This window comes from Paenibacillus marchantiae (assembly GCF_028771845.1).
Taxonomy (GTDB): domain Bacteria; phylum Bacillota; class Bacilli; order Paenibacillales; family Paenibacillaceae; genus Paenibacillus; species Paenibacillus marchantiae.
Genome location: NZ_CP118270.1, coordinates 4,562,462 through 4,587,124, shown reverse-complemented (window position 1 = coordinate 4,587,124; position 24,663 = coordinate 4,562,462). Strand labels below are relative to the sequence as shown.

Annotated in this window: 22 protein-coding genes and 1 pseudogene; 5 read left to right on the top strand and 18 right to left on the bottom strand. The window is 42.6% G+C overall.

Going from position 1 to position 24,663, the window contains the following annotated elements; all coding sequences use genetic code 11:
- The first annotated feature begins 103 nt into the window (after positions 1-103).
- Positions 104-949: an AraC family transcriptional regulator gene (locus tag PTQ21_RS20840; RefSeq protein ID WP_274566990.1), complete on the top strand. Its 846-nt coding sequence runs from the start codon at positions 104-106 to the stop codon at positions 947-949.
- Between the two features lie 67 nt (positions 950-1,016).
- Here the strand turns inward: PTQ21_RS20840 and PTQ21_RS20835 are convergent, their stop codons facing one another.
- From PTQ21_RS20835 to PTQ21_RS20825, 3 genes are all read right to left on the bottom strand, one after another.
- The gene (locus PTQ21_RS20835) at positions 1,017-2,018 is read right to left on the bottom strand and encodes an NADP-dependent oxidoreductase (RefSeq protein ID WP_274566988.1); all 1,002 of its coding nucleotides are present in this window, start codon (positions 2,016-2,018) and stop codon (positions 1,017-1,019) included.
- Positions 2,019-2,221: 203 nt separating this feature from the next.
- Positions 2,222-3,553 carry a sensor histidine kinase gene (locus PTQ21_RS20830; RefSeq protein ID WP_274566987.1) on the bottom strand — a complete coding sequence of 444 codons (1,332 nt, stop codon included), beginning with the start codon at positions 3,551-3,553 and terminating at the stop codon, positions 2,222-2,224.
- 1 nt (position 3,554) lies between these two features.
- A complete protein-coding gene (locus tag PTQ21_RS20825) occupies positions 3,555-4,241 on the bottom strand; it encodes a response regulator transcription factor (protein WP_090949953.1) in 687 nt (228 codons plus the stop codon).
- Between the two features lie 177 nt (positions 4,242-4,418).
- On the opposite strand from PTQ21_RS20825, the gene PTQ21_RS20820 reads away from it, so the two are divergent.
- On the top strand, positions 4,419-5,453 hold the full coding sequence (locus PTQ21_RS20820; RefSeq protein WP_274566986.1) for a DJ-1/PfpI family protein: 1,035 nt from the start codon (positions 4,419-4,421) through the stop codon (positions 5,451-5,453).
- A gap of 49 nt (positions 5,454-5,502) precedes the next feature.
- Positions 5,503-6,144, top strand: a complete 642-nt coding sequence (locus PTQ21_RS20815; RefSeq protein ID WP_274566984.1) for a DUF2306 domain-containing protein — start codon at positions 5,503-5,505, stop codon at positions 6,142-6,144.
- A 65-nt stretch (positions 6,145-6,209) separates the two neighbouring features.
- On the opposite strand, the gene PTQ21_RS20810 is transcribed toward PTQ21_RS20815, so the two are convergent.
- The 5 genes and pseudogenes from PTQ21_RS20810 to PTQ21_RS20790 all read right to left on the bottom strand — a co-directional run.
- The gene (locus tag PTQ21_RS20810) at positions 6,210-7,061 is read right to left on the bottom strand and encodes a metallophosphoesterase (RefSeq protein ID WP_274566983.1); all 852 of its coding nucleotides are present in this window, start codon (positions 7,059-7,061) and stop codon (positions 6,210-6,212) included.
- Positions 7,058-8,248: a glycoside hydrolase family 5 protein gene (locus PTQ21_RS20805; RefSeq protein ID WP_072732871.1), complete on the bottom strand. Its 1,191-nt coding sequence runs from the start codon at positions 8,246-8,248 to the stop codon at positions 7,058-7,060. Before PTQ21_RS20805 ends, PTQ21_RS20810 begins: the two co-directional genes overlap by 4 nt.
- A 192-nt stretch (positions 8,249-8,440) precedes the next feature.
- A complete protein-coding gene (gene csaA, locus PTQ21_RS20800) occupies positions 8,441-8,773 on the bottom strand; it encodes a chaperone CsaA (RefSeq protein WP_063564985.1) in 333 nt (110 codons plus the stop codon).
- Between the two features lie 57 nt (positions 8,774-8,830).
- Entirely contained in the window at positions 8,831-9,376 is a 546-nt protein-coding gene (locus PTQ21_RS20795; protein ID WP_244552115.1) for a DMT family transporter, read from the bottom strand.
- 6 nt (positions 9,377-9,382) lie between these two features.
- Positions 9,383-9,709, bottom strand: a pseudogene (locus tag PTQ21_RS20790) (EamA family transporter); the annotation flags it as partial.
- 193 nt (positions 9,710-9,902) lie between these two features.
- Between PTQ21_RS20790 and PTQ21_RS20785 the strand changes: the two are divergent.
- Positions 9,903-10,808: an AraC family transcriptional regulator gene (locus tag PTQ21_RS20785; protein ID WP_072732869.1), complete on the top strand. Its 906-nt coding sequence runs from the start codon at positions 9,903-9,905 to the stop codon at positions 10,806-10,808.
- Positions 10,809-10,874: 66 nt separating this feature from the next.
- Here the strand turns inward: PTQ21_RS20785 and PTQ21_RS20780 are convergent, their stop codons facing one another.
- The 6 genes from PTQ21_RS20780 to PTQ21_RS20755 all read right to left on the bottom strand — a co-directional run bounded on the left by PTQ21_RS20780 (position 10,875) and on the right by PTQ21_RS20755 (position 17,169).
- Positions 10,875-11,867, bottom strand: coding sequence for an aldo/keto reductase (locus PTQ21_RS20780; protein ID WP_072732868.1), 993 nt, complete (start codon positions 11,865-11,867; stop codon positions 10,875-10,877).
- A 230-nt stretch (positions 11,868-12,097) separates the two neighbouring features.
- Complete coding sequence (locus tag PTQ21_RS20775; RefSeq protein ID WP_072732867.1) at positions 12,098-13,006, bottom strand: AraC family transcriptional regulator; 909 nt, start codon at positions 13,004-13,006, stop codon at positions 12,098-12,100.
- A gap of 77 nt (positions 13,007-13,083) precedes the next feature.
- Positions 13,084-13,761: an SDR family NAD(P)-dependent oxidoreductase gene (locus PTQ21_RS20770; protein WP_274566982.1), complete on the bottom strand. Its 678-nt coding sequence runs from the start codon at positions 13,759-13,761 to the stop codon at positions 13,084-13,086.
- Positions 13,762-14,025: 264 nt separating this feature from the next.
- The gene (locus PTQ21_RS20765; RefSeq protein WP_072732865.1) at positions 14,026-15,027 is read right to left on the bottom strand and encodes a LacI family DNA-binding transcriptional regulator; all 1,002 of its coding nucleotides are present in this window, start codon (positions 15,025-15,027) and stop codon (positions 14,026-14,028) included.
- A gap of 134 nt (positions 15,028-15,161) precedes the next feature.
- Complete coding sequence (locus tag PTQ21_RS20760) at positions 15,162-16,148, bottom strand: Gfo/Idh/MocA family protein (protein WP_274566981.1); 987 nt, start codon at positions 16,146-16,148, stop codon at positions 15,162-15,164.
- Position 16,149: 1 nt separating this feature from the next.
- The gene (locus tag PTQ21_RS20755) at positions 16,150-17,169 is read right to left on the bottom strand and encodes a Gfo/Idh/MocA family oxidoreductase (protein ID WP_274566980.1); all 1,020 of its coding nucleotides are present in this window, start codon (positions 17,167-17,169) and stop codon (positions 16,150-16,152) included.
- 180 nt (positions 17,170-17,349) lie between these two features.
- On the opposite strand from PTQ21_RS20755, the gene PTQ21_RS20750 reads away from it, so the two are divergent.
- Positions 17,350-18,201 carry a MurR/RpiR family transcriptional regulator gene (locus tag PTQ21_RS20750; protein WP_274566979.1) on the top strand — a complete coding sequence of 284 codons (852 nt, stop codon included), beginning with the start codon at positions 17,350-17,352 and terminating at the stop codon, positions 18,199-18,201.
- 87 nt (positions 18,202-18,288) lie between these two features.
- Here PTQ21_RS20750 and PTQ21_RS20745 read toward each other — a convergent pair whose 3' ends face one another.
- From PTQ21_RS20745 to PTQ21_RS20730, 4 genes are all read right to left on the bottom strand, one after another.
- Positions 18,289-19,017 carry an amino acid ABC transporter ATP-binding protein gene (locus tag PTQ21_RS20745; RefSeq protein WP_274566977.1) on the bottom strand — a complete coding sequence of 243 codons (729 nt, stop codon included), beginning with the start codon at positions 19,015-19,017 and terminating at the stop codon, positions 18,289-18,291.
- A complete protein-coding gene (locus tag PTQ21_RS20740; protein WP_274566975.1) occupies positions 19,010-20,455 on the bottom strand; it encodes an amino acid ABC transporter substrate-binding protein/permease in 1,446 nt (481 codons plus the stop codon). Before PTQ21_RS20740 ends, PTQ21_RS20745 begins: the two co-directional genes overlap by 8 nt.
- Before the next feature lie 345 nt (positions 20,456-20,800).
- The gene (locus tag PTQ21_RS20735; RefSeq protein ID WP_274566974.1) at positions 20,801-22,942 is read right to left on the bottom strand and encodes a M1 family metallopeptidase; all 2,142 of its coding nucleotides are present in this window, start codon (positions 22,940-22,942) and stop codon (positions 20,801-20,803) included.
- Positions 22,943-23,206: 264 nt separating this feature from the next.
- Entirely contained in the window at positions 23,207-24,592 is a 1,386-nt protein-coding gene (locus tag PTQ21_RS20730; RefSeq protein WP_274566973.1) for an MFS transporter, read from the bottom strand.
- Positions 24,593-24,663 lie beyond the last annotated feature (71 nt).

Here is a 24,663-nt window from a genome sequence, read left to right as displayed (position 1 = left end):
GTTTCCCTCTCCCTCTTTCCCTAACCGGACAAATGAAAGCACATAATGACAGGTTTTTGAATCAGTCTTTATCTATTATAGGAATCAAGGAGTGGTTAACCGTATGAACTGGATCGAATCATTACAGCTAGCTATTGCATATATGGAAGAACATTTACTCGAAAATATGACAATGGAGCAAATTGCAGCACAAGCTCATATTTCTCCCTTTCATTTTCAACGTACGTTTGCCTTATTAACTGATGTTACCGTAGCCGAATATATCAGACGAAGACGATTAACATTGGCAGCAAATGAACTTATACAGAGTGATCACAAAATCATTGATCTGGCGCTCAAGTATGGCTATGACACTCCTGAATCTTTCTCCAAAGCTTTTCGGAGGCAGCACGGAATTGCCCCCAGTGAAGCGCGTAAGAAGAGTACTTCTATCAAATCGTATAATCGTTTGGTTATTCAATTAAGTCTAAAAGGAGCAGAACCGATGAATCACAGAATTGTTGAACAAGCTGCGTTTACATTAGTAGGGATAAAGCAGGCTTTCTCTTATATTGATGGGGAAAACTTACGAGGCATAGCCAAAATGTGGCAGGATGCGTATACGAGTGGTACAGAAGATCGTTTATTTGATTTGAATAATGGTGTAATTCAAGGATTGCTAGGCGTCTGTGTGGATCAGAACGAGATTCAGGAGAAGCAGATGGAATACTGGATTGCTACGTCGTATGATGGTGAAGTACCTGAAGGATTATCATCCTTCACAATTCCAGCTTCTAAATGGAGTGTCTTTGAAGTTGAAGGTCCAATGCCAGAAAGTATGCAGCGTTTATGGAAGCAGATTATTTCTGAATGGTTTCCTTCCAACCCTTACAAGCATGCGGGTATACCTGAACTTGAAGTATATCCAGGTCCTCAAAAGCCGCCACAAATCTGGATACCGATAAAATAAAGAGAATTATAGTATCCGTTCTTGTCCTCCATTCGGACAAGAACGGTATCCACCTCCATTAAACACTTCACTTCATTTTAACGATGACCTTTCCTTTGGCACTTCCACCTTCAAGATACTGAAATGCTTGCCCGACATCCTTGAAATTATAAACCTTATCAATCACCGGTTTAATGAGACCTTCCTCCAAGTAACCCTTTATTCGCTCTAATTGCAACCCGCTTGGTTTCATAAACAGAAAATGATATCTTGCCTGGTTTTTCTTCTCAAGAGTTGTAATCCTATGGCTCACCATCGATAGCAGTGTGGTCTTTAACCAGCCTAAGTTGGCTTCTCGCCCGAATCTCGCGTTCGGCAAACCGGAAATAGATACTATTTTCCCATTCGGCTTAAGTACTTGGAAGGATTTTTCCAGCACCTCGCCTCCTATCGTGTCATACACCGCGTCATATCCCGACAGCATTTCTTCAAAATTTTCTTTACGATAATTGATAATACGATCGGCACCAAGGGATTGGACCAATGCGTAACCTCTATCGCTGGCAGTAGTGGCAACATAAGCTCCCATTAATTTGGCCAACTGGATGGCGAACGTGCCAACCCCTCCTGATCCTGCGTGAATCAATATTTTTTGGCCTTTCTGAAGGTTCAAAATATCGTAAAAGGCTTGATATGTCGTAAGACCGACCAGTGGTATGGATGCTGCTTCTTCAAAGTTTAAGTTTTGGGGCTTCAGCGCGATGTCTTCTTCATGGACAGCAATGTATTCAGCCAAAGTTCCAATTCTGTCTTTACGAGGTCTTCCATATACCTCATCTCCAGGTTTATAAGCGTTTACCTGTTTACCTACCTTGACCACAACACCGGAAAAATCATTTCCAAGGATCAATGGCATCTTGTAATTCAGCAGGAGCTTTACCTTGCCCTCTTTTATTTTAAAATCAATCGGATTTAAGCTTGCTGCATGGATTTCCACCAATACATCATGATCTCCGATTTGAGGAATAGGCATTTCTTTCTGTATCAAGGGAACATTCTTCCCGTATTTCTCAATTACCATGGCTTGCATTTAAATCACTCCATTACGTTTAAGAGTTTAAACATATGAACATATTATAACTAACACGTTAACAAATCAAGCATAATATCGTGATATCCAGACTGGAAGCTGGGATAAGGCTTACCTCTCTTCCAGTCTGAAGTCAAAATCCATCATAATATGCGTTAAATAACATACCCTAATCTTAGGAGACAAGGACCGCTCAAATCTTTTTAATTCGGGTCAGTTAGCGGTAAACATCCTGTCAGAACTGCTCCACCGTCAGGGTGGTTACTTACCATAAGTTCGCCTCCATGTTGCTTCATCATTCGTTGTGAGATCGTTAATCCTAATCCACTGCCTCCAGTTGCACGACTTCGAGACGTTTCCCCACGATACAAAGGTTCAAAAACGCGCTCTAATTCTTCGAAAGAGAAACCAGGTCCAGTATCACGGATTGTAAACCTGATTTTCTTGCCGTCTTTACAGCATCGGACTGTTATTGCGCCACCTGATGGCGTATATCTTACGGCATTCTCCAATATATTGTTCATCGCACGCTCCAATACATACGAATCTCCGTTAATAAAACAACCGTCAGTTAATTGGTTTAAGATAGAAATATGTTTCTGCTCAGCTTGTGGACTCACACTCTCTATCGACCTTCGGAGGATCTGTGTTAAATCTAGCGTTCTTGTGTTAAGTTCACTTTCCAAGTACTCCATTTTTGTAAAAGTGAAGAGGTCCTCAACCAATCGATCCAATTGAGCGGATTTCTCTTTGCATACGGCAATATATCGGGTGACCTTCTCCGGTGACTGAGCTATTCCTTGTTCCAATCCATCCAAATACCCCCGCAAGGCAAACAACGGTGTGCGTAAATCATGTGCAACGGCTGCGGTGACAAATCTGCGTTCTTCCTCAAGCTCCACTTGTTTACGGTGGGATTGTTCAAGCCCCTTCACCATAACTTCGAATCCATCACGGACTTCGGCAATTTCCGTGATTCTGGATTTAGGTAATTGGACTTCCCAATGTCCTGCTGCAATTTTTCTGGCCGCCTTGCTCATTTTCTCAAGAGGTTTAAGAAGGAATCTTCTCATTTCAACTCCAACCACAAAGAAAGAAAGCAGCAGTCCGAAAAATGCAGCAATCATTGGAACTCCGTTGGATTTAGGCAGATAAAGAACAACCCTCCCCAGCAATTCCCCATCCTTTATGACAGAGAACTGTTCGGTCGACGAGAATCGACTGTGACGCTTCGGGCTGGAACGATATATTTCCGCATTGGACGCAGATTCAATCTCCACATCCATCTTTGCTTTGCTCAACTCAGTATGAAGTTCGTTTTGCCAACCGGTATCCGTCCATTTATCCGTACCAACTTCAATCATGTGGATCATCTCACTGAGATGTCTTTGCAGCGTTTCATTTTGCTGTTGGCTTGTAGAGATGCTAAACGACTGAGTGTCCATAAAGTGAGCCGTGACAAAAAAGATCCAAGGCAATGTAAGCAAGAAGAATAAACAAAGCATAGTAAATGTACGAATACGGAGTTTTCTCATGTTACACTCCCTCAAAACGGTATCCTACTCCCCACACGTTGATGAGGAATTGTGGGTGGTTTGGATCGGATTCAATTTTTTCGCGAAGCCGGCTAAGATGAACCCGAATGGTATGCCTGTCGCCTACACCTTCCCAAAACTTTGCAAGCAGTTGTTCGTAGGAGAAAACCTGCCTCGGGTGCTCCGCAAATAATCGCAACAACTCATATTCTTTAGGTGTAAGCTCGACTTTTCCCCCTTCGACCAGGACTTCTCTTGCAGTCAGATTTAACTGGATGCGTCCATAATCTAAGATCTTCCCTTTCATGGGTTGCCTGGAAGTAGTGCGCCGTAACACGGCTTTCACTCTGGCAACAATTTCCCCAGGCGAAGCCGTTTTGACGATATAATCATCTCCTCCGAGCGTAAGGCCACGGATCTTGTCCACATCATCACTGCGAGCACTCAAGAAAAGGATTGGAACATTGCTGTCCCCTCGAATTCTACGGCATAGCTCAAATCCGTTTTGTCCCGGCATCATAATGTCCAGTACAATGCAATCTATGGAATGCTGTTGCAGTATGGCCCAAGCTTGTTCCGTATCACAAGCAGTCTTTACGTGAAATTGGTCATTCTCTAGAAAGTCCCTTAATAGCTCGACGATGCTCTGATCATCATCTACAACAAGTATCGTATGATACATACTCATGCTTATCCCACCTCTGCCATCTAGTTTATCATTTTTTCTTCCTTTACCAAGTCGAGACTAAATTCTGTGATGATTTGTTTATCGTTTTGTGACCTTTTTAGGACTTCCTTTGAGATATTCGTTTGTTACGATTCTAACTGTGAGTACGGACGACTTAAAGATAAGGGGATGGATGAAATGTTAACTGTTCAAATCGTGTTATTTGATGGCTTCGACCTATTGGATGCCGTTGCACCTTACGAAGTATTTTGCGCCGCTTCCATGCATACCGACAACGCCGTAAGAGTAGAGATGGTCACGGCTGAAGGTCCAAGACCAGTGACTAGTGGTATGAATGGTTTGACAATTGAAGCGAACAACACACTTGACCCGGAACGTGGGGGTATCATACTTGTGCCTGGTGCAGCCGGTAATGTTGAAGGAGATGGTCCAGACTCGATTCCTGCCATTCTTGGTAAAGCCATGAATACGGAATTGACTACAATGATCAAGACAGCTCTCGACCACAAAGACATCTTAGTCGCTACAGTCTGCGGTGGTTCCCTCTTGTTAGCTATGGGAGGACTCCTGGAAGGAAGATCTGCTGTAACACATCGTTTGGGTATGGATTTACTTGGTGCGACTGGGGCAATTCCTGTCCCGGCACGCGTAGTGGATGATGGTAATCTGGTTACTGGCGGCGGTGTGACCTCGGGGCTTGATGTTGCGTTGTATCTGGTCGAACGTGAACTGGGACCACGTATCGCACACGAGATAGAGCAGTTGTTTGAGTATGAGCGTAGAGGAACCGTTTGGAGAGCAAAGGGCATTGCGCCCACCACTCACAAGTCGTTGACGGACAACGAACCGAACATTGTAATGAATCAAACGGTAGTGACCTCTGGCATACTGCTTAATGAGAACACTCAGACAACCGTCTTTGATGGGAATTGGGACACAACAATCGCTACACCTGTCGGTAAACTGGAGGTCAAACTCTACATAAAGACAATTTCTGATGTGATCCAGGGCACAGCAACACAAGGTAACGAAACAATCCCATTTATGAACCCTGTACTCTGCGACAACAAGTTGACCTGGAGCCTGTCAATTACTAAACCTATGCGTTTGAATCTGAAATTCGAAGTTGCCGTGGATGGAGATCAAATGAATGGAATCGCTAAGGCTGGCCTTCTTCCTGCTTCCAAATTAACAGGAAAACGAATAAACTAGCCTGGTTAGCTATGTGCACAAAAAAGAGTTTCGGGGGTTGTAGTTTGATATGAAGAAACGAGGAACGTTATACGGATGGCTGGCCTGCGTCAGTATTTTCTTTTTTGTGTATGCTCTAGTGAAGAACTATTGGATAGACCCTGAAGCTTCAAGCTTTTTAAGCCATAAGACCGGTTCGAAGCGTGAGCTTCATCTTCCGATCTGGCTGAATGTCATGTACGTTCATGTTGCGTTTGCATGTTTGGCCATGGTGTCTGGGTTACTCAACTTCTCTAATCGGATTTTTGAAAAGAGCCGCAGGTTCCACCGTATAAATGGTTATGTTTACATTGTGTCCGTAGCGCTTGTTGTACTGACTTCCGGTTATATGGCCCCTTACGCTACTGGAGGGAAAATAAGCAGTATCGGTTTCAATGCGCTTAATATCATCTGGCTATTCATTACGATTACCGCTCTCATTCAAATTAAACAGAAACGAATGGTTCAACACCGGAACTGGATGATTCGAAGTTATGCCTTTTGCTTCACGAACATGTTGATTCACCTCATCACTTCCCTTTTTCATCTGGGATTCGGGTTGGCTTATGTTACAAGCTACACTGTAAGTATTTATGGCTCTATTGCTTTGCTGCTAGTTATTCCAGAATTCATCATCAGAATGAACTTCAAATCAAGAACAGCCCCCGAATAATTTTTCGGAGGCTGTTCTGCATTCTAGGTTGCATCTGCCCTGAGTGGAGCTTTACTTAGTTAACATCAGCTTACTGCGGCAGTCAAACGGATCACGGTTAACTCCGGTTTTGCGAAGAAGCGCAGAGGCATTCTGGTGGTTCCAATTCCTCGGTTGACATATAGCTTTAGCGGCTTGCTTTGGCCTTGCAAGGAGTATAGTCCTGCGACATATTTGTGAGCTAATGCAGTTGTGATAAGCGGTTTGATCAAAGGAATTCTGACTTGCCCTCCATGGCTATGGCCGGACAGCTGCAGGTCAATCGGATATGCGCTCAATTGATCCGCAACATCAGGTTCATGAACGAGTAGCAGGTTGAAATCCTCTTTACGGAGCGATTGCAGCGTACGCTTAACTTGCGGCTTTCCAAGCAAAAAATCATCGAGTCCGGCTATGTTTATTTTATCCCCTGTGGCGGTACGGATCGTATGCACCTCATTAACCAATACGGTAAATCCCGCGTCCTCCATGTATTGCTTATACTTTTGGCTGCCGCCGCCTCCCCTGTCGTGATTTCCGTAAACCGCATATTTTCCGAGAGGGGCATTTATTTTCGCTAACACTCGCTGTGCTTTCTTTCTATTTTCCGAGCCAAAGCGTGTGTAATGATCCATTAAATCTCCAGTGAACACCACGATATCTGGATTCAGACGATTCATACGATCAACTAAAGATTGAAGCTGATCCACCGAATAATCGGGACCCAAGTGGGTGTCAGAGAATTGCACAATTTGAATTCCATTCATTGATATTGGCACAAATTCATTGACGATATCCAGGCGAGTTACTGCCAGAGCTTTAGGTTCAATCTCCCTTGCATAACAGCCGATTCCTAATAGAACAAGCAATATTGCAATGGTGATCTTTCTCCATTTCACTTCGTCAGGCTTTCCTTGATCTCATTCCAAATCGGATTGTCTGCCGTACCGCGTGCTGGCTGCTCTCCTTTTTCAATAGCATCCCAATACTTCCAGTTGGGCTTCTCACTGCCTAATTCATAGTCCATCCCATCCCATGTATCTTCACGAAATGCATAGAAAGCCCAATGCCATCCGTATTCATTAAAGATAGATATTAGATCCGCCATGTATCGATCTGCACCTTGAACCATTCGGTTCGTTCCGAATTCCGAAGCTATAATCCGGTTCGCAGGTATGTTATGATCAGAAGCCCACTTGGCGACAGGCTCGACAAATTGTTTCAGAGTCTGACGGTTAAACTCTTTTTCAGTCTTATCATCTCCAACCTTTACGCTCCCCGGATAAGAATACGTAAATCCTTTTTTCTTGTTCTGGCTTGTCATCTCATAAGGCTCATACATATGAAAAGCATACAGCACATTAGGATCATCAATCGGTTTCAGATACGTAAAAGCCCAAGGTGTTGCGTAGAGCCCCGAATCCAGAATGATGGGCGTTGTCTGGTCTACCGTCCTGATCTCTTTGGTTATCGTGTCATAGAGTGAATTCAGATCAGCTGCGGTATGTTCCACTTTGGCATACCACTCTGAATAATCCTGCGTCCAGAAGTCATGAAAACCCGTACCCGTTTCCGGATGAGGCTCATTAATCAGGTTATAGCCGATGACGGCAGGATGATTCTTCAATCGTTGTGCAAGATCCTTCCAAAACTGAGCGGCCTGCTTGTGATATTCAGTATCATTCCAGATCCGATCATCATTTTTGGCCCCGTTGAACTGCCGCCAACGATCTCCTGGTAAGCTAAGCACCGTAATAATCACTTTCATCCCTTTAGCTTCCGCGGCGTCCAGATCCGCTTTGAGTCGGGCAAAATCTTCTTCCACGATACCTTCGTACTTATCCGAGCTGCCTATCAAAAAATCTGCGTTGATATTGGCATCTGGCTTGTCGTTAAACAAAAAATCTCGATCCTTACTCCACTTATCGGGCGCAAGCCGTACAAACTCTATGCCCTGTTCCTTGGCTGCTTCATAGTTGTCAGGGAGGGATGTGGAGTTCATAAAATTAGTCCCTTTTCGCTGTTCATTCCAATAGCTCATTTTCTCCGAAGGAACGGCCTCCTTCTCCTCCTGACTGCTGTTCATCCCTGAAATCTCCAATGGCTTTGGAGAAGCTGAATTAGAACTGCATCCAGCTAGTGCAATCAAAATGGCCGCTGAGAGTAAAACATTTTTTCCGATAGGCCAACTCGATTTGGTTGATATTTTCTTCAAAGTCAATCACCTCGATAGCAATCTTACCCGTTGTCTGTTACGCCAATATGACAAAACGAGCTATTATCCAATCGGAGTTCCATCGGGCAGTTTGATATCTGGTTTTAACAGAACGACATCCCCTTTTTCGGGTATTCCTCCCAGAACCAATACCTCTGATTTAAACCCGGCTATCCGGCGCGGTGGAAAGTTGACTACCCCTATGATTTGTTTCCCGATCAGTTCCTCGGCGGCATATCTTTTAGTAATTTGTGCACTAGAATTTTTTATTCCAATGTCTTGCCCAAAATCAATCTCAAGTTTGATCGCAGGCACTTTCGCTTCTGCAAAAAACTCAGCTTTTGTAACGGTTCCGACGCGAATATCCAGTTTCAAAAAATCATCAATGGTAGCCATATATATATTCTCCTCTTCTACTTGTCTAATGGTTAGAATAATTCCTGTAAATTCATGTCAAGTTCGATACTCAGAAACGTTAGAAGTGGTATAAGGCAATGATTTTGCCCAAAAATAAACCCCCATGCCGAGTACGGTCAGCATCCCGCCTATAAACTGAAACAGAGAGATGGTTTCTCCCAGAAATACAAAGGCGAGTATGATGGCAAGAACAGGCTCTCCAATAATACCCACAGATAAAGTCGTTGCGCCTAAAGATTTCAATAATAGATTAATTAGTAATTGTCCAAAGATGGTTGGAATTATGGCAAGCAACAAGAAATACATCCAATCTGAAGTGTTATATCCGGTCAGGGAGATATGATTGAATAGACTGTAGATAAGCAAGACACTTCCCGCAAGGAAGAAAACAATAACGCTGTACACATTTGCATTGATTTTATGACTTACTTTTTGTCCAGCAAGCATATATGCCGAAACCGCGATTGTACCTAATAAAGATAATCCATCTCCGATCAGTGCCTCTCTTGACACCCCGATGTCGCCCCATGCGATAATGACTGATCCTGCAAGAGCAGTGACCATGCATAGGATGGTAACCATGTTTGCTCGTTCCTTGAAGATGAAGTATGACCCGACCATTACAAATAAGGGCTGCAACGATAAAATGACCATGGAACTTGCAACAGAGGTATGCACCAATGACTCCATCCAAAATAAGAAATGTAACCCGAGAAAGAGTCCGGCTAACAACACAACACTCCAATCTTTTTTGTTCATCTTAAGGTTTCGAAGACTTTTCCAAGGTACAAAAGGAAGCATTAGTATTACGGTTATGAACAATCTGTACATCCCAGCTACAGAGGTTGGCGTCTCTGAGGACTTTATCAATATGGAAGAGATTGAGATGGACAAAATGCTGATAAATAGCAGCATGTACGGATGAGGCGGATACAACGATTTATTCATTTCTAAACTTGCTCCTTCAACATGTTCTATCCAAATTCTGTGCACAGGATTATAGTGATAAAACAAAGATTGGATATAATAATATCATCGTTAATGTTTTAATTGTGTAATAATATCGCTATATTATATATAAATATCATCTTCGAAAGGATACATTTAAATGTCAAAGCAGCTTCACGAGACGATCCTTTTCCCTGATGCTTCATTTCCATACATTATGTACACAGCTAATTCCGAGAAAATTATTCCTGAAGGTAGAGGATTTAATGACCTGCATTGGCATGAAGAACTACAGATTACATTGGTTACTCAAGGAAGGTTAGTTATACAGGTAAACGGTATGGATCATGAGCTATTGGCTGGTCAAGCTATCCTAATTAATAAGGGAGTTCTGCATGTTACGACGCATCTGACCCACAACGGACAATATGTGAGCTTTAATTTCCCTGAAAAGCTATTAGCCTTCTACGCGGATAGTGCCATGGAGAAAAATTATGTATTACCTTATACGGACTCTGCCCTGGTTTCGCTAGTAATCAAGGGCGATGTAGAATGGCAACAGATTGTGCTAGATATGTTATGGGATATGAAAAAGAGATTTGATATGAAAAAAAAATGGGGATGGGAATATGAGGTTTCCATTAAAACCGTACAATTGTGGCTAATATTGATTCATAATATTACGCTTTCCTCCGAGGAGGCGCCCAAATATGTAAAACTTCAGCAAGAGCGCCTTCAACTCATGCTCAGCTTTATCCATCAGCAGTATTCAACGAATATTACCCTGCAAGAAATTGCTGATACAGCACATCTGAGCATCTCGGAGTGCACACGGAGTTTTAAGAAGACCATTCATATGACACCGTATGATTACTTAATTAAGTACCGGATCAAAAAGAGCATGGAGTTATTAATTTCAACCGATTATACAGTAACTGAAATAGCTCATAGGGTTGGTTTTAACCATGTAAATAACTTCATTCAGTCTTTCAAAAAACATCAAAACCAAACGCCTAAGGGTTTTCGGAATTCGAGTAATGAGATCAAACAACAAAGAAAGAATTAGTCTGTTTTCTCTGTTGTTCTGCTCAAAAAAACCAATCCGCTTTCCGGATTGGTTCTTCTTCTTACATTACTTAAATCCAACATTAAGTCCATATACCGGATGAGGTACATACGGCTCTTCCAAGCGCGCCATTTCTTCTGATGTTAATGCAATCGACAGAGCTTCAGCTGCATTTTCGAGATGGGATGTCTTCGTAGCGCCAATTATCGGAGCCGTAACCGGATTCTTGTGCAGCAACCAGGCAAGAGCGATTTGTACACGGGGAACGCCGCGTTTTTCGGCGATTTCTGCAACCCGCTCTACCACCAATTGATCGGTGCTGGCTGTCGCATCGTATTTGGCCTTTTGAACCTGATCCGTCTCGGAACGTTGTGTTGTTTCCTGCCAATCCCTGGTCAACCGGCCAGAAGCAAGTGGGCTGTAAGGAATTACTCCGATTTTCTCTTCCTGACAAAGAGGCATCATTTCCCTTTCCTCTTCACGGTAGATCAGGTTATAGTGGTTCTGCATCGATACAAAGCGGGTCCATCCATTTCTCTCGGCAACATACAAAGCCTTTTGGAATTGCCACGCTGACATGGCAGATGCACCAATATATCTTGCCTTCCCTGCCTTCACCACATCATGTAATGCTTCCATGGTCTCTTCAATAGGGGTATGGTTGTCCCAGCGGTGAATTTGATACAAATCCACATAGTCCGTTCCCAGCCTCTTGAGGCTCTTGTCGATCTCACTCATAATTGCCTTTCGAGAAAGTCCGGCGCCATTCGGACCATCATGCATGCGGGAAAACACTTTTGTTGCAAGGACAATTTCATCTCGATTAGCGTAGTCCTTGAGAGCCCGACCGAGGATTTCCTCACTTGTTCCGCCTGCATATACATTTGCTGTATCAAAGAAATTAATACCTAACTCCAAGGCTTTCTGAATGACGGGACGACTATTCTCTTCATCCAGCACCCATTGATGAAATCCATGCCCTGGTTCACCAAATCCCATGCAGCCAAGACAAAGTCGAGATACTTCCATGCCTGTCTTTCCTAATTTCACATATTCCATTGGTTAATCCTCCTCAGACATTTAGGTTGAGACAACGTTGTAACGCATGAGACAAGAATAACAAGAAAATAGATGCATTTCTTTGCTGCTAAGCTCATTGGATTTGTTTATTTAGCTCATTTGTCTCAAATAATGAAAAAAAGCGTTTCACGATATTTTATCGCGAAGCGCTTTACTCAACAGTGGTACATAGTCACTTATGCTTAAAGTATGGACCGATTAAGCTGGCTTTATGTTGTTTTTCCCTCGCTTCGTTTGCATTGCTGTCTAAACTCCGAGGGCGGAAGCCCGACCTGAAGCTTAAACACTTTGGAAAAATGAGCAACGTTTTCGAAACCTGTTGAGAAACAGACATCGGTAACGGACAGAGACGTCTCGGCCAACAGTTTCTTGGCTTTATCCAGCCTCTGATTACGAATCCATTTCAAGGGTGAAGTGTGGTAGAGGTCCTGAAAATCCCTTTTGAAGGTAGACAGGCTTTTGCCGGACAAATAAGCCAGATCACTTATGGAGATGGGATTGGTGATATTCTCCTCCATTATTTTGCCGAAGTTACTGTTTTTATCATGATTCGGTAGCAGAAGTTGGTGTAAGAAATGATCGTTGGCCTGCGCCAGATGAAACAGGAGTTCCATGAATTTGAGGCGGATCAGACCGTCTTTTACCTCATCTGGATTTTCGAAATAGGGTTTCAATGACGCTATATAAGAGCGAGTGAGTTCATTGACCGGAATAATGGACACCGGCATGATTTCATTCACGGTATCCGTCGGTTTGAAGCCAGAAAACTGAATAAACTCCGCAAGCATATTTTCGTTCAGGAAAAACATCATATAGTCCAGTATGAACTCCGATCCTTGTTCACCCGACTTTATGTAATCAATGCGAATTGATTTGTGAAGAAACACCATTTCATTACTGCGTACAGTGTACTCCTGATCCATGAATCGAACCGTGTAGATGCCTGATATAACGAACAACAACATATGATCTTTCAGAAAATAGGAGCCTGTTGTCCCTTGTGTGTGTAAACAGAATTGAATGACGGATAACCCATTCTGCTTTAAGCTTCCTTGTTTGTCTGGTGCACGTTCCAGTCCTTGTGGTGCTTTCATTATCTTTCCGTTTCTCATGGACATGAATTAGTCCCGCCTTTTTAGCTTTTAATAATAGAATAACAGGAAACGGAATTCAATGCATTTTGGGCTTCTCTAACCTACGTTAGTGCTCTAACAACTTCTCCACTGGAGCCGTTTTCCGTCAAGGAAGCGAGATTAACAATTTTATCAACAACTGAATTCGGTTCCTTCTCACCCCTTGGATTTTGTTCAGTTCTCAAATTGCCCGGATCGAACATATTAACCAATATTCCATGTTTTGCTTCCTCAATTGCTATCGTTCTCATTAATGCCTCCAGCCCGGCTTTGGCAGCTGAATATGCCCCGAATCCCGGATAGTTCAGATTGGCCATTATGGAAGTAATGGATACAATGCGTCCATAATGCTGAGCTCTCATGATTGGAAGAAATGTTTTGGTCACCAAAAATGGACTATATAAATTGAGGCGGATGTTATCATCCCATGTTTCCAATGTCATATCATGAATGGGGATGTGCGCACCTGTACCCCCTGCGTTGTTGATCAATACGTCTATCCGTCCTGTCTGCTCCAGCACTTGGTCACGGAGGCGCTGAACGTCATCCTGATCCGTTATATCCGCAGGAATGATCAAAGATTGGCCTCCTGAGTTTTTTATGATCTGTGCCACGTCCTGCAATTTTTCTTTTCGACGTCCAACTAAAACAACTTGTGCTCCCTCTTCAGCCAGTTTTATCGCCACAGCTTTACCAAGGCCGGTTCCTGCACCTGTAACAATGACTACTTTATTCTTCATCAATACCATCTTCAATCCATCCTCTCAGATTGTTATTATGAAGCGAACAATTTGAACCATTATCTAAAATGGCGTACTTAAAGGATAAGAGGAGAGTTCTCCACTTAACCTCTATTAAATATTAAACGGAGAGTTCTCCTCTTGTCAACATTGTGACTTTAAGACAAGTGTCAGATATGGCGAATGTGATGGATGGTTTCTACAAAAAGAAAAACAGCCCCGTGATTAGGGCTGTAGGGCTGTTCATTGAAAATGTATGTGCACTCATGGTTCAGAAAGGATCATCTGCGAAACAGAGTCTCGCTCGACACACTGTATATTGATCCTATAAGTAGACTCAACAGCTTCTCCTTTTAACATTTGAATGAGTACATGTCCAGCAAAGGAGCCTGCATCTGTTTTGGGTTGTCGAAAAGTCGTAAGAGGTGGATTTAAGTATTCGGTTACATGTATGTTATCAAATCCAATAATGGATAGATCTTCGGGTATGGAAACCTGGTGTTCTTTAAATGCCTCTAAGCCACCAATGGCCATTTCATCATTCGCAAAAAAGACTGCCGTTGGAAGCTCTCCCTCCATTAGCAACTTGGCTGCGTTGTAGCCACCTGTTTTCAGAAATTGGCCGCCAAGTCTCCAATTCTCATTCTCTTCCACCCCTGCTTCATGCATAGCTCTCAGATAACCCTGATATCGCATCAGATTACAATCCGAACTTAAAGGCCCGCTAATATAGGCTATTGCGCGGTGACCTTTATCCAGAAGAAAACGGGTTGCCATATAACCACCTTGCTCATCATCCATCAGAACATTTACAATATGCTCACTATGGAGTTCCCGGTCCATCACTACAATAGGAAATCCCGTTTCGGCAGCCTGCAACAACAACTCATCTTCAATATTTTCAGCGATTACAATCACGCCGTCCAGCCTTCTCTCCCTGATAAAGCGTGCAGCTGTCGATCGCTCTCCGCCTAAAGAGCTGCATACGATCAAGTCGTATCCCTGACTTATGGCGCTGGATTCAATCCCACTCACCAAGTCTGAAAAATAGGGGACGGACATATCATGAACAATAACACCAATCGTTTGTGTGTTTTTTCGCTTTAATTCGGATGCGGCTCCATGCTTGATGTAATTAAGCTCACTTGCTGCTGCAAGTACTTTCTGTCTTGTGTGCTCACTTACATGTTTTTTGCCGTTGAGTACATAGGACACGGTTGAACTCGCGACACCCGCTAACTTTGCTACATCTTTAATCGTTATCATTAAATACTCCCCAAGAAGACTGTTATTGGTTCACTGACACATGAATTCTTATATCTTTCACCGCATTTTAACACAGTCATCTTGGGAAGTGCACAAAAAGTTACAATACAATCATTCTGAAATTTCAAAATATATTATCGATCAGGTCCAAATACAAGATTGGCAGATTGTTTGGCTTGTTCAATAACCTCCATCACCTTCTCGCTATGCTCAAGCATAGCTGTGACTTTCTCCAGATCTTGTTCACGAATCATACGCTCGAATTCAACAAACTCGTCATACATGCGATGAGGATGATCCTTAATATCTACCCGAATCGGCGTTTCCTTATGAAGCGCAAGATCAAAGGATTCACATTTGTTGGCCGAGCTCGTCATATGGATATATCCTTTATTCCCTTGGATGTTCATTGCATTGGGGGCTGTGCTGTCTTTGGAGCCTATGCAAACACACTTGAACTCACCGTAGTCCAAAAGCAACATGCCTGAAGTGTCAATTCCGCGTTCCACGTTGGCCCAGTATTCCACCTTCTTCGGGCTTCCGAAAAGCCCTACGACCAGATGAATATTATACAAATTAATATCCATCAAGGCTCCACCAGACATTTCCGGATTAAATGCTGGCAGCACTTCTCCAGCCTGAAAAGCCTCATAGCGGGATGAATATTGGGAATAGTTACACTCCACAATTTTGATGTCACCCAGTTTGCGCAGATTCTCCTTCATAGACAAATAGTTCTTCAAATATTGGTTTGTGATGGCTTCGACCAACACTAGCTGTTTTTGCCGTGCAATCTCTTTAAGTTCAAGAAATTCTTGCAGGTTGGAAGTGAACGGCTTCTCACAGATAACATGTTTGCCGCCCAATAACGCTTCTTTGGCATATGCATAATGAAGATGATTCGGAAGCCCGATATAGATCGTATCCACTTCATCATTCGTAATCATTTCGCTATATTCTAAATGTATTCGAGCAATTCCATACTGCTCTTGCAGAGTCAGCAATTTATCCAGATGACTAGGTCTGGAACATATGGCCTCCAAGGTAATCGCTGGAATTTCATGAATAAAGCTCAATAGATCCTTTACAATCATTCCAGCTCCGACAATTCCGAGTTTCATATTAGTTACACTCCTCCATACCTTTTTCTAATATTTCCATAACCGCGATCGTTTCTTGGTCTTGAATCACTTTTTCTTTGCCATGGTTGATGGCTTCATAGATATCGTCGTACACTATTGCATAATCGCCTTGTTCAGAAGTTACTTTTTCTTCATAATAGATTCCTTCTTCATCCAGATACGTCAGTACGCCATAGTGCTGAGGCATATCCTTACCAAAATCGGGATGTCCTTTGGGAAGGTAAAATAACTTCAGATGTTCCTCTTGACGATCCTCAGTTTGTTTTACGAATACCCCCTTTTTGCCGTATACTACAAAACTCGGGCGTGGCTTTAAGCGGAAAAAGCTGGATTTGACTGATACTTTCAGCGAAGAATAATAAAAGTCTAGATCGAAATAATCATTCATTCTGCCAGGACCCAGTAATTGACGAACATCGTAATGTATCTTGTCCGGTTGCCCGAAATAGGATAATACCTGATCAATGGTGTGAACACCGTGCCCGTATAAATAACTTTTGTATTTGGAAAAATGGGTGGTAGCATTCGGAATCTCCGGTCGATAATAATCGTAATGCATCTCCACTTCCAGCAAATCGCCAAGCTTTCCTGATTCAATCACTTTCTTGGTCGTCAGAAAATCCGAGTCATATCGTCGGTTCTGATAACATTGAATCAAGAGATTTTTTTCTTTGGCGTATTGGAAAATGGATTCGGCTTCTTCTTTGGTCAGCATAAAAGGTTTTTCAACAAGTACATGTTTTCCGTGATCAAGTGCCCTCTTTGCATACTCATAATGGGATTCGGTATGTGTACAGACCACGACCAACTGAATGTCATCGTCATTCATTAAAGCTGCAAGATCATCTGTATACAGAACACCAGGAGCCTTCTCCCACTCTGTTTTCTCCGGATGACGGGCGTATATCGTTTTTACTTTCAAATGATCCCGATTCAATGAAAAAGGAAGATGATAACGATTTGTACTTTTGCCATTGCCAATATAACCGATGGTTAACATATGAATTCCCCCTTAGGCTCTTTTTCATTTATTATAGAAGAAGAAAATCCTCCGGAGGAGCTTTGAAGAAATTACGGTACATTTGACCAATAATTCGTATTTCGGATGCCCTCTCTTTAAACAAAATGTTTACTGGACGCTCTACATCAACGTTATTTCAATGAATCCGGGGTGAACCTGTTGAAAATATTGACCCAATTAACAGACATGAACAACTTTACACCAAATGAAAAAAGCATTGCTTCTTATATTCTGACTCATAAGGAGCTAATGCTTCACTTGAATATTCAAGAGCTTGCCAAAGCTACATACACGTCACATTCTGCCATCAATCGATTGACTCATAAGCTTGGACTTTCGGGGTTTAAGGAGTTCAGCATTAAGCTTGCTCGAGAGTTTCAACAAGATGCTCAGAACATCTCCAATATCGATCCCAATTATCCGTTCGCTCTCGGTGAATCTTCACTCCAGGTGGCAAAAGATATAGCTGAACTAATGAAAGAAACGATTGAGAAAAACTTTGCTTTTATGGATGAAGCCTCTCTAACAGAAGCAGCCCATTTGCTCGATCAGGCGAAACGAATCTTCATCTATGCGTTGGGGGATTCTCAGATTCGCGCGAAGAGCTTTCAGAATAAATTGATTAAAATCAATAAATACGTCGTGATCACAACAGAGCTATCTGAATGGGCCTACCACACCATAAATCTTACCCCACAGGATTGCGCCATTTTTTTGACCTATCATGAAAAATCGCCCATTTTCCTAAAGGCAGCCCAACATTTCTCGCGTGAAAAAATTCCATTTATTACGATTACCGCGAATCATCAAAGTGAGTTGGCCAAAATGAGCACGATCTGTATCCAGGTGCCTAATGACGAAACAAAACATGCAAAGATTGGTACATTTTCATCACAAATTGCCTTTGATTACGTATTAAACGTGATTTATTCCTGTATTTTTCAAATTGACTACGCCAAAAACATGCAAATGACTACATATTCGTTGAAGAATTTCAATTTGGATGAGTGATATGAGAGGTCCGGGTGTAAAAGCAGGTAATTACAACATACCAAAAAACCTTCAAGAACGAAGCCTTGAAGGCTTTTTGGTATGGTTTTAGAGTACTTTCTCCAGGAAGCTGATCGTCCGTTCATTTTTTGGATTCCCGAATATTTCAACAGGGGTGCCCTGCTCTACCACATATCCACCGTCCATGAAGACAACCCGATCCGCAACTTCACGGGCAAAGCCCATTTCATGGGTCACGATAATCATCGTCATACCTTCGCTCGCAAGATCCTTCATTACACCAAGGACTTCGCCTACCATCTCGGGGTCGAGCGCCGAAGTTGGTTCATCGAATAACATAACGTCCGGATTCATGGCAAGCGCACGAGCGATTGCTACGCGCTGTTTTTGTCCGCCCGAAAGTTGGTTGGGATAGCTGTCAGCTTTATCCGACAAACCAACCCGATCCAGCAAACGAAGTGCCGTATCGCGTGCTTCCTGTTCTTTTAAAATCCCAAGTTCTCTGGGTGCAAACATAATATTTTTGAGCACGCTGAAATGAGGAAACAGGTTAAAGTGCTGAAATACCATACCTATGTTCTCGCGAGCTTTGTTAATGTTCGTTTTGGGATCATTTAGATCCCGATCATCTACGATAACCCGTCCAGCTGTGATCTCATCTAACTGGTTAATGCAACGCAAAAACGTACTTTTACCCGAACCTGAAGGTCCAATGACACAGACAACTTCACCTTCATTAACCGATATATCGATGCCCTTCAGCACATGATTCGTGCCAAAACTTTTCTTTAATCCTTCAACGTTAATTTTACCCACGACGAACCCTCACCTCCAGGTAGTCAGCAATTTTAGTCAATGTGATGATTACAATCAGGTACATAATCGCAACAGTCAACCAAATGTCGAAAGAGGCGAAAGTTCTTGCGATGACAATCTTACCGGATTGCGTCAACTCCACCAGACCAATGACGGACAAGATTGACGTATCTTTCAATGTAATAACCATCTGATTAATAAATGAAGGAATCATAACCCGTATGGCCTGAGGGATTACAATCTTTATCATCGCTTTGCGATAAGGAAGTCCCAATGAACGGGCAGCTTCCATCTGTCCACGATCAATCGATTGAATACCCCCGCGTATAATTTCCGTTACGTACGCCCCTGCATTCAGACTCAACGTGAGAATGGCGGCCAGGAACAGCGGCATGGTGAAGCCCATCGCCTGAGGAATCCCGAAATAAATAAAGAATGCCAAGACGATCAACGGTATCCCGCGGAAAATATCCACAAATACAGTAGCGACCCCACGAAGGAACTTATTTTGACCCACTTTCATAAAACCAAAGATCAAGCCGATGATGAAAGCGAAAAACAGCGAAATAATCGTATATAAGAGGGTATTTCCCAGACCTTTGAACAGTGCGGGCAGAGATTTTTGGACTAATTCCCAACGACCCTGATTTGCCGCAACGGCATTTTCACCAAGGTAGTTCCCTTTAATACGATCATACTCCCCGCTTACCTTAATATTCGTTAGGCCGTCATTAAACATCTTTAGGAGTTCCTGGTTCTGTCCCTTGCTAACCGCAAATCCGTAGGAAGCCCCGTCTTCTTTCTTGGTCACGATTTTTAAACCGTTATTCTGATTTACCCCAAATCTTAGAACAGGTTCATCTTCAAAACACGCAACCGAGTTTCCAGTTTTCACATCATCATACATTTGCGAAGAATCGTCGAATGGAACAATGGTAAAACCATATTTTGAGGCGATAGACTCAGCAAAGCTGTATCCTTCTGTGCCCGTTTTCACGGCGACCTTTTTACCGCGAAGATCTTCGTAGCTTTTTACAGTATCATTATTGGCACTAATTCCCATAACAACGCCTGATTCATAGTAATGCTCTGAGAAATCAAACTTTTGTTTCCGTTCATCTGTAATACTCATCCCGGCAATAACGCCATCCACCTGATTGGACTCAAGAGCTTGCACAGCCGCATTAAATCCCAGGGCTTTGATTTGATAATTAAAGTTCTGGTCTTTGGCGATCGCATCCAGCAAATCCATATCGATGCCTACATAATCCCCGTTTTCATCTTGATATTCAAACGGTGCAAATGTGATGTCCGTACCGATCACATAGGTTTTACCTGAATTGGAGTTTGCATTGGCATCCCCCGACCATCCGGATAACCCCGCCACTAGGAGCAGAATTAGTGATAGTACAAAAAATGAGACCTTGGTTGTTTTCATATGTCCTCCTCATCTCGGTGTTCTCCGAATCCTAATCATTTTCTTGTCATTGATGTTACTGTCGTACATTTTTAGGTGTCTTTGCACATTATATTGTTATTATTTGCAGTATATTAACAATCAATGCTTTCCCTAACATTCTTCACTTTCCTCCGCAACGTTTTATTTGACATCCATTTAAAGATCCACGTTATATTTACCCTTCAGGACTACTTTTAAAAACCTAAATTGAACTTAAATAAAAAAAGTCGCCATATAGGCGACTCTATAACAAACAATATGATGATCTTCCGATGACAATTGCCAAGGTATTTAATCTTTCTTTATAAGAATGAACACTTCGGGTTATTCCTCAGCGAATAATTTTGAAAGTGGATTTTCCACTTTTTTATCCAGGGTTACCTTGCCCGTCTTGTCCAACATATAGTACTGATAATAAGCGCTGCTGAATCCAATGGATTGCTGCATCTTCATCATAAATGGTTCAAGACTCCCACTGCTCAGATGATCTTCATTCCAGAAGTAGTGCAGCATCAAACGATTTTGATTATAAGGGTGTTTGATCACATAGGCTCCAGCAGCAGACGGTTGGTTCATAGTCGTTTTCCATTTAAACCCGATATGGGTAGCACGGTCTATAATGCTGGATTTTAATGCTTGTACCAAACCATTTGATTTGGCGTTACCAAGTACAATCAGGTTGCTGGTAGCTAGTTCTTTTTTCATTTTTTGCTTCAATTCCTGCCGGTCCTGGATCAGGTCATACTTCACTCCGGTTAAATCCAGAAGAGTTGTCAGTTGGTTTACCATAGCTTCCTGTTGTTTGTTCGCTGCCTTGCTCACCTGATCACTGAGCACAATGGCTAACCGCTCACCTTGAAGGGCTTTATCCATCACACGGCTCATCGTTTCAAAAGGTAAATTCGGAACCTGAGTTAACGCTGATCCATACAACGATTGAAACTGATCATGCAGGTATGCCGTTTTCTCCTCATTCGACAGTTGATACTCGGGCTTCAGCGTAAAATTAGGCTCATATAAAGCCGTCTTCATATCATCTCGCGCCTCTTTCCCCAGTACATCTTCTATCGTTTGCAGAAGTCCGTCAATCGTAGCGTTTTGGTACACATAGCGTTTAAAATACTCTTTCATAAAGGCATCGAATTTCTCTTCCCCGACGGAACGGTACAATTGATATATCGCTTGGCGGCCTTTATCGTAATAAACTGGGCTTGCCCAATCTCCCACCTCGTCATTAGTTGAAGCAATAGCCTTATCCACAGTGGAATCGTCAAATTGGATGGACTTGAACCCATTCATCGTATCCCCCTGCTTCTCAGAAAAATACACTTTGGAGAAATCTGCAAAGCCTTCGTCCAGGAAAGACTCTGTCTCCGAATTATTCCCGATTAACGCATGAAACCACTGGTGCGCGATTTCATGCACAAATACCGTGTCTTGTTGTGGAGCAGAATTTATTCCGATTTGCCCCATTTGGATAAGCCTTGAATACTCGATAGCTACACCTTCTACATATGATTCAACAATCCGGAATTCAGGATAAGGGTATTTACCGTATTTATCACTGAAAAAATCAATGGCTTTGAATGCTTGATCAACATACCCATCAACGATCTTTTTCTTACCTGGCTGGTTGTCAAAATAATAATACTCTACGGTGAGGCCATTCCGGGTTACGCTGTCCACTTTGAAGTTCGGGCTGGCAAAGAAAGCAAACTCCCTCGTATTCTTGGCTACGGTGGATACCAGTTTGCGTCCAGTCTCTGCATCCTCCCGTGTGGTTATCGTACCAGGCATAACTACCTGATATTGATCGGGAACATTGAACTGAACTTCATAATCCGCGGAAGTATAATAATCCGTTTCAAATGTTTTACTGTAAGGTTTGCTATCCCATTCATGCTTGGCCTCGTCATAGACTGACATTACAGGGAACCAATGAGCCCCATTGATAATATCTTTGTAATACGATAACCGCTGTGAGCCATAGGGAATCTTCAGATTAAAATGGACTTGAACCGTCACGGATTCACCAGGCTGAAGGGCTTGCTCCAATTTCACCGACATAGCTTGGTCTTTATTACTGAAATCAAGGGCTTGCCCACCGGTCGTCACCTTCTCAATATCAATTCCTCCAAGAAAGTCTTCCGGTTTCTTATCAGGGTTATTTTTGCTAATCTCTTCATTGGAATGTTTAAACATGGTCGTCTGTGTCGATTCCGAAAGATTGGCATCAGCATAAGTATGAAAAACCAGTTGCTTCAATGTATCTTTGCTCGTATTTCTGTAAGTAATGGATTCACTCCCCTCTATGGTCATCTTCTTCTCATCCAGCCGGGCTTGAATTCGATATTGGATAGGCGCTTGAGCCTGAATATCTTTTGTGGCCTGTGAAATAGCAGATACAGGAGCTGCATTAGCGGCAGCACTACCCGTACTTATGATTGGGCATGCGGTCAGAATCATAGCGAGTGCGCTGATGGCTGTTATTCTGATTCGATTTGATGTGTATGAACGTGAATGATTGATATAAATCTCTCCCTCGAATGATTTTTGAAGCTCAGAGGCAAGTATAGAAGATCAACCTTACATTGGTTTAATGCGTATCTTAAATTTCGTTTAAAAAAAGAAGCTGTTTGTATTAAATAAGCACGCTATATCGGATTGTCTCCGCTTCAATTTCGAAAGCAATATATGACTACGTAATGATGTGAATTATGAGATTCGACACTATAACGTCTGCGTTGCCGATGATTTCTGGCGTCGTAAGGTCATCATGATTAAAGATGCAGCTAATACCGTCAGGATGATTCCGAGCATTTGAAATCCTATAAAACTGAATGTGTCTCCCATGACAATTCCAATCAACAACGATGACAAAATGGTCCCCAGATATCTCGATGTATTAAAAATACCTGAAGCGACACCGATCATATCTTTGGGTGTGCTCTTAAACAAAGCCGCCTGCATACCAACACTGTTGAGCCCATTACTTATACCAAATACAGCTAAGGGCAAGATGACATTCACCACTGGTGAGCCTTTATCCAATGCCACAATCAAGATGGACCCGAACGTCATTAACACCGCTGAAACGATCAAAGCTGGCCGCGTACCTGATTTGTCAATCCAGCGTCCGGCGAGAGGAGAACTGATGAGTGAACATAAACCAAGGGTTAGCATCAATAGTCCTGTATGAACTTCGTTCAGATGGCGTACCTGCTGTAAATAAGATGGCACACCAAAAAACAGAGCGTAAAACAGAGTGTTAACCAGCATAAATTGTACATTAACCCAGGTCATTTCAGGATATTTGGCAAATACTTTCAGCGGAATAAAGGGGAACGCTGTTTTCAATTCATGTCGGATAAAACTTGCTAATGCAAGCAAACCGATCCCCCCTGCCATAAGGTGCCCAGTTAAAAGATGTCCGGTTGATTTAACGGAAAGCACGCTCATTAGCAGAGTCACCAATGCGACGGTGAACAAGAATATGCCGGGCGCATCAATCAGCAGGAACCATTTTCTGATGGACATGTTGCCATAGTTGGATTTAAGTGCCGCTTCTTTGGGAATGGTTTTCCAGGCGAATATAAAGCTTGCGATCACCAATGGAATATTCACTAGAAAAATACTTTGCCAGTTCCACCAATGAATCAATACACCGCCAATAAAAGGGCCTATCGCGGCTGCACCGGACAGGAACATCGCAAGGATAGACAGGGCAGCAGCCTGCTTCTCAGTAACGTGGATTCTTACAATCGCCATTCCGACGGCTACCATCATGCTTGTTCCAACAGATTGAATGATCCGGAATACGATAAGCCAAGAAAAGTCTGGAGATAACGGAGCTAACATGGAGGAACCAAAGACAACAACCAGACCGATAAGGAATATCTTTCTGCGGCCGAACAGATCACTGCACTTGCCCATGACCGGTTGAGCCACAGCACTTGCAATGTAAAAGGAAAAAATAATCCATGACACGGTCGTAACATCAAGTATAAACTCCTGTTGTAGTCTTGCAATCGCTATAGATATCATGGAGGAATTGAGCGGATTCAGCATGATTCCCAAGCCTACAGATATCATTAACCATATATTTCGAGCGTTCATTATGTATACCCCTCCTTCTTCTGTTGTCATCTTAATGGAATCCCTTTATTTATTCCAACGCATTTTATGTT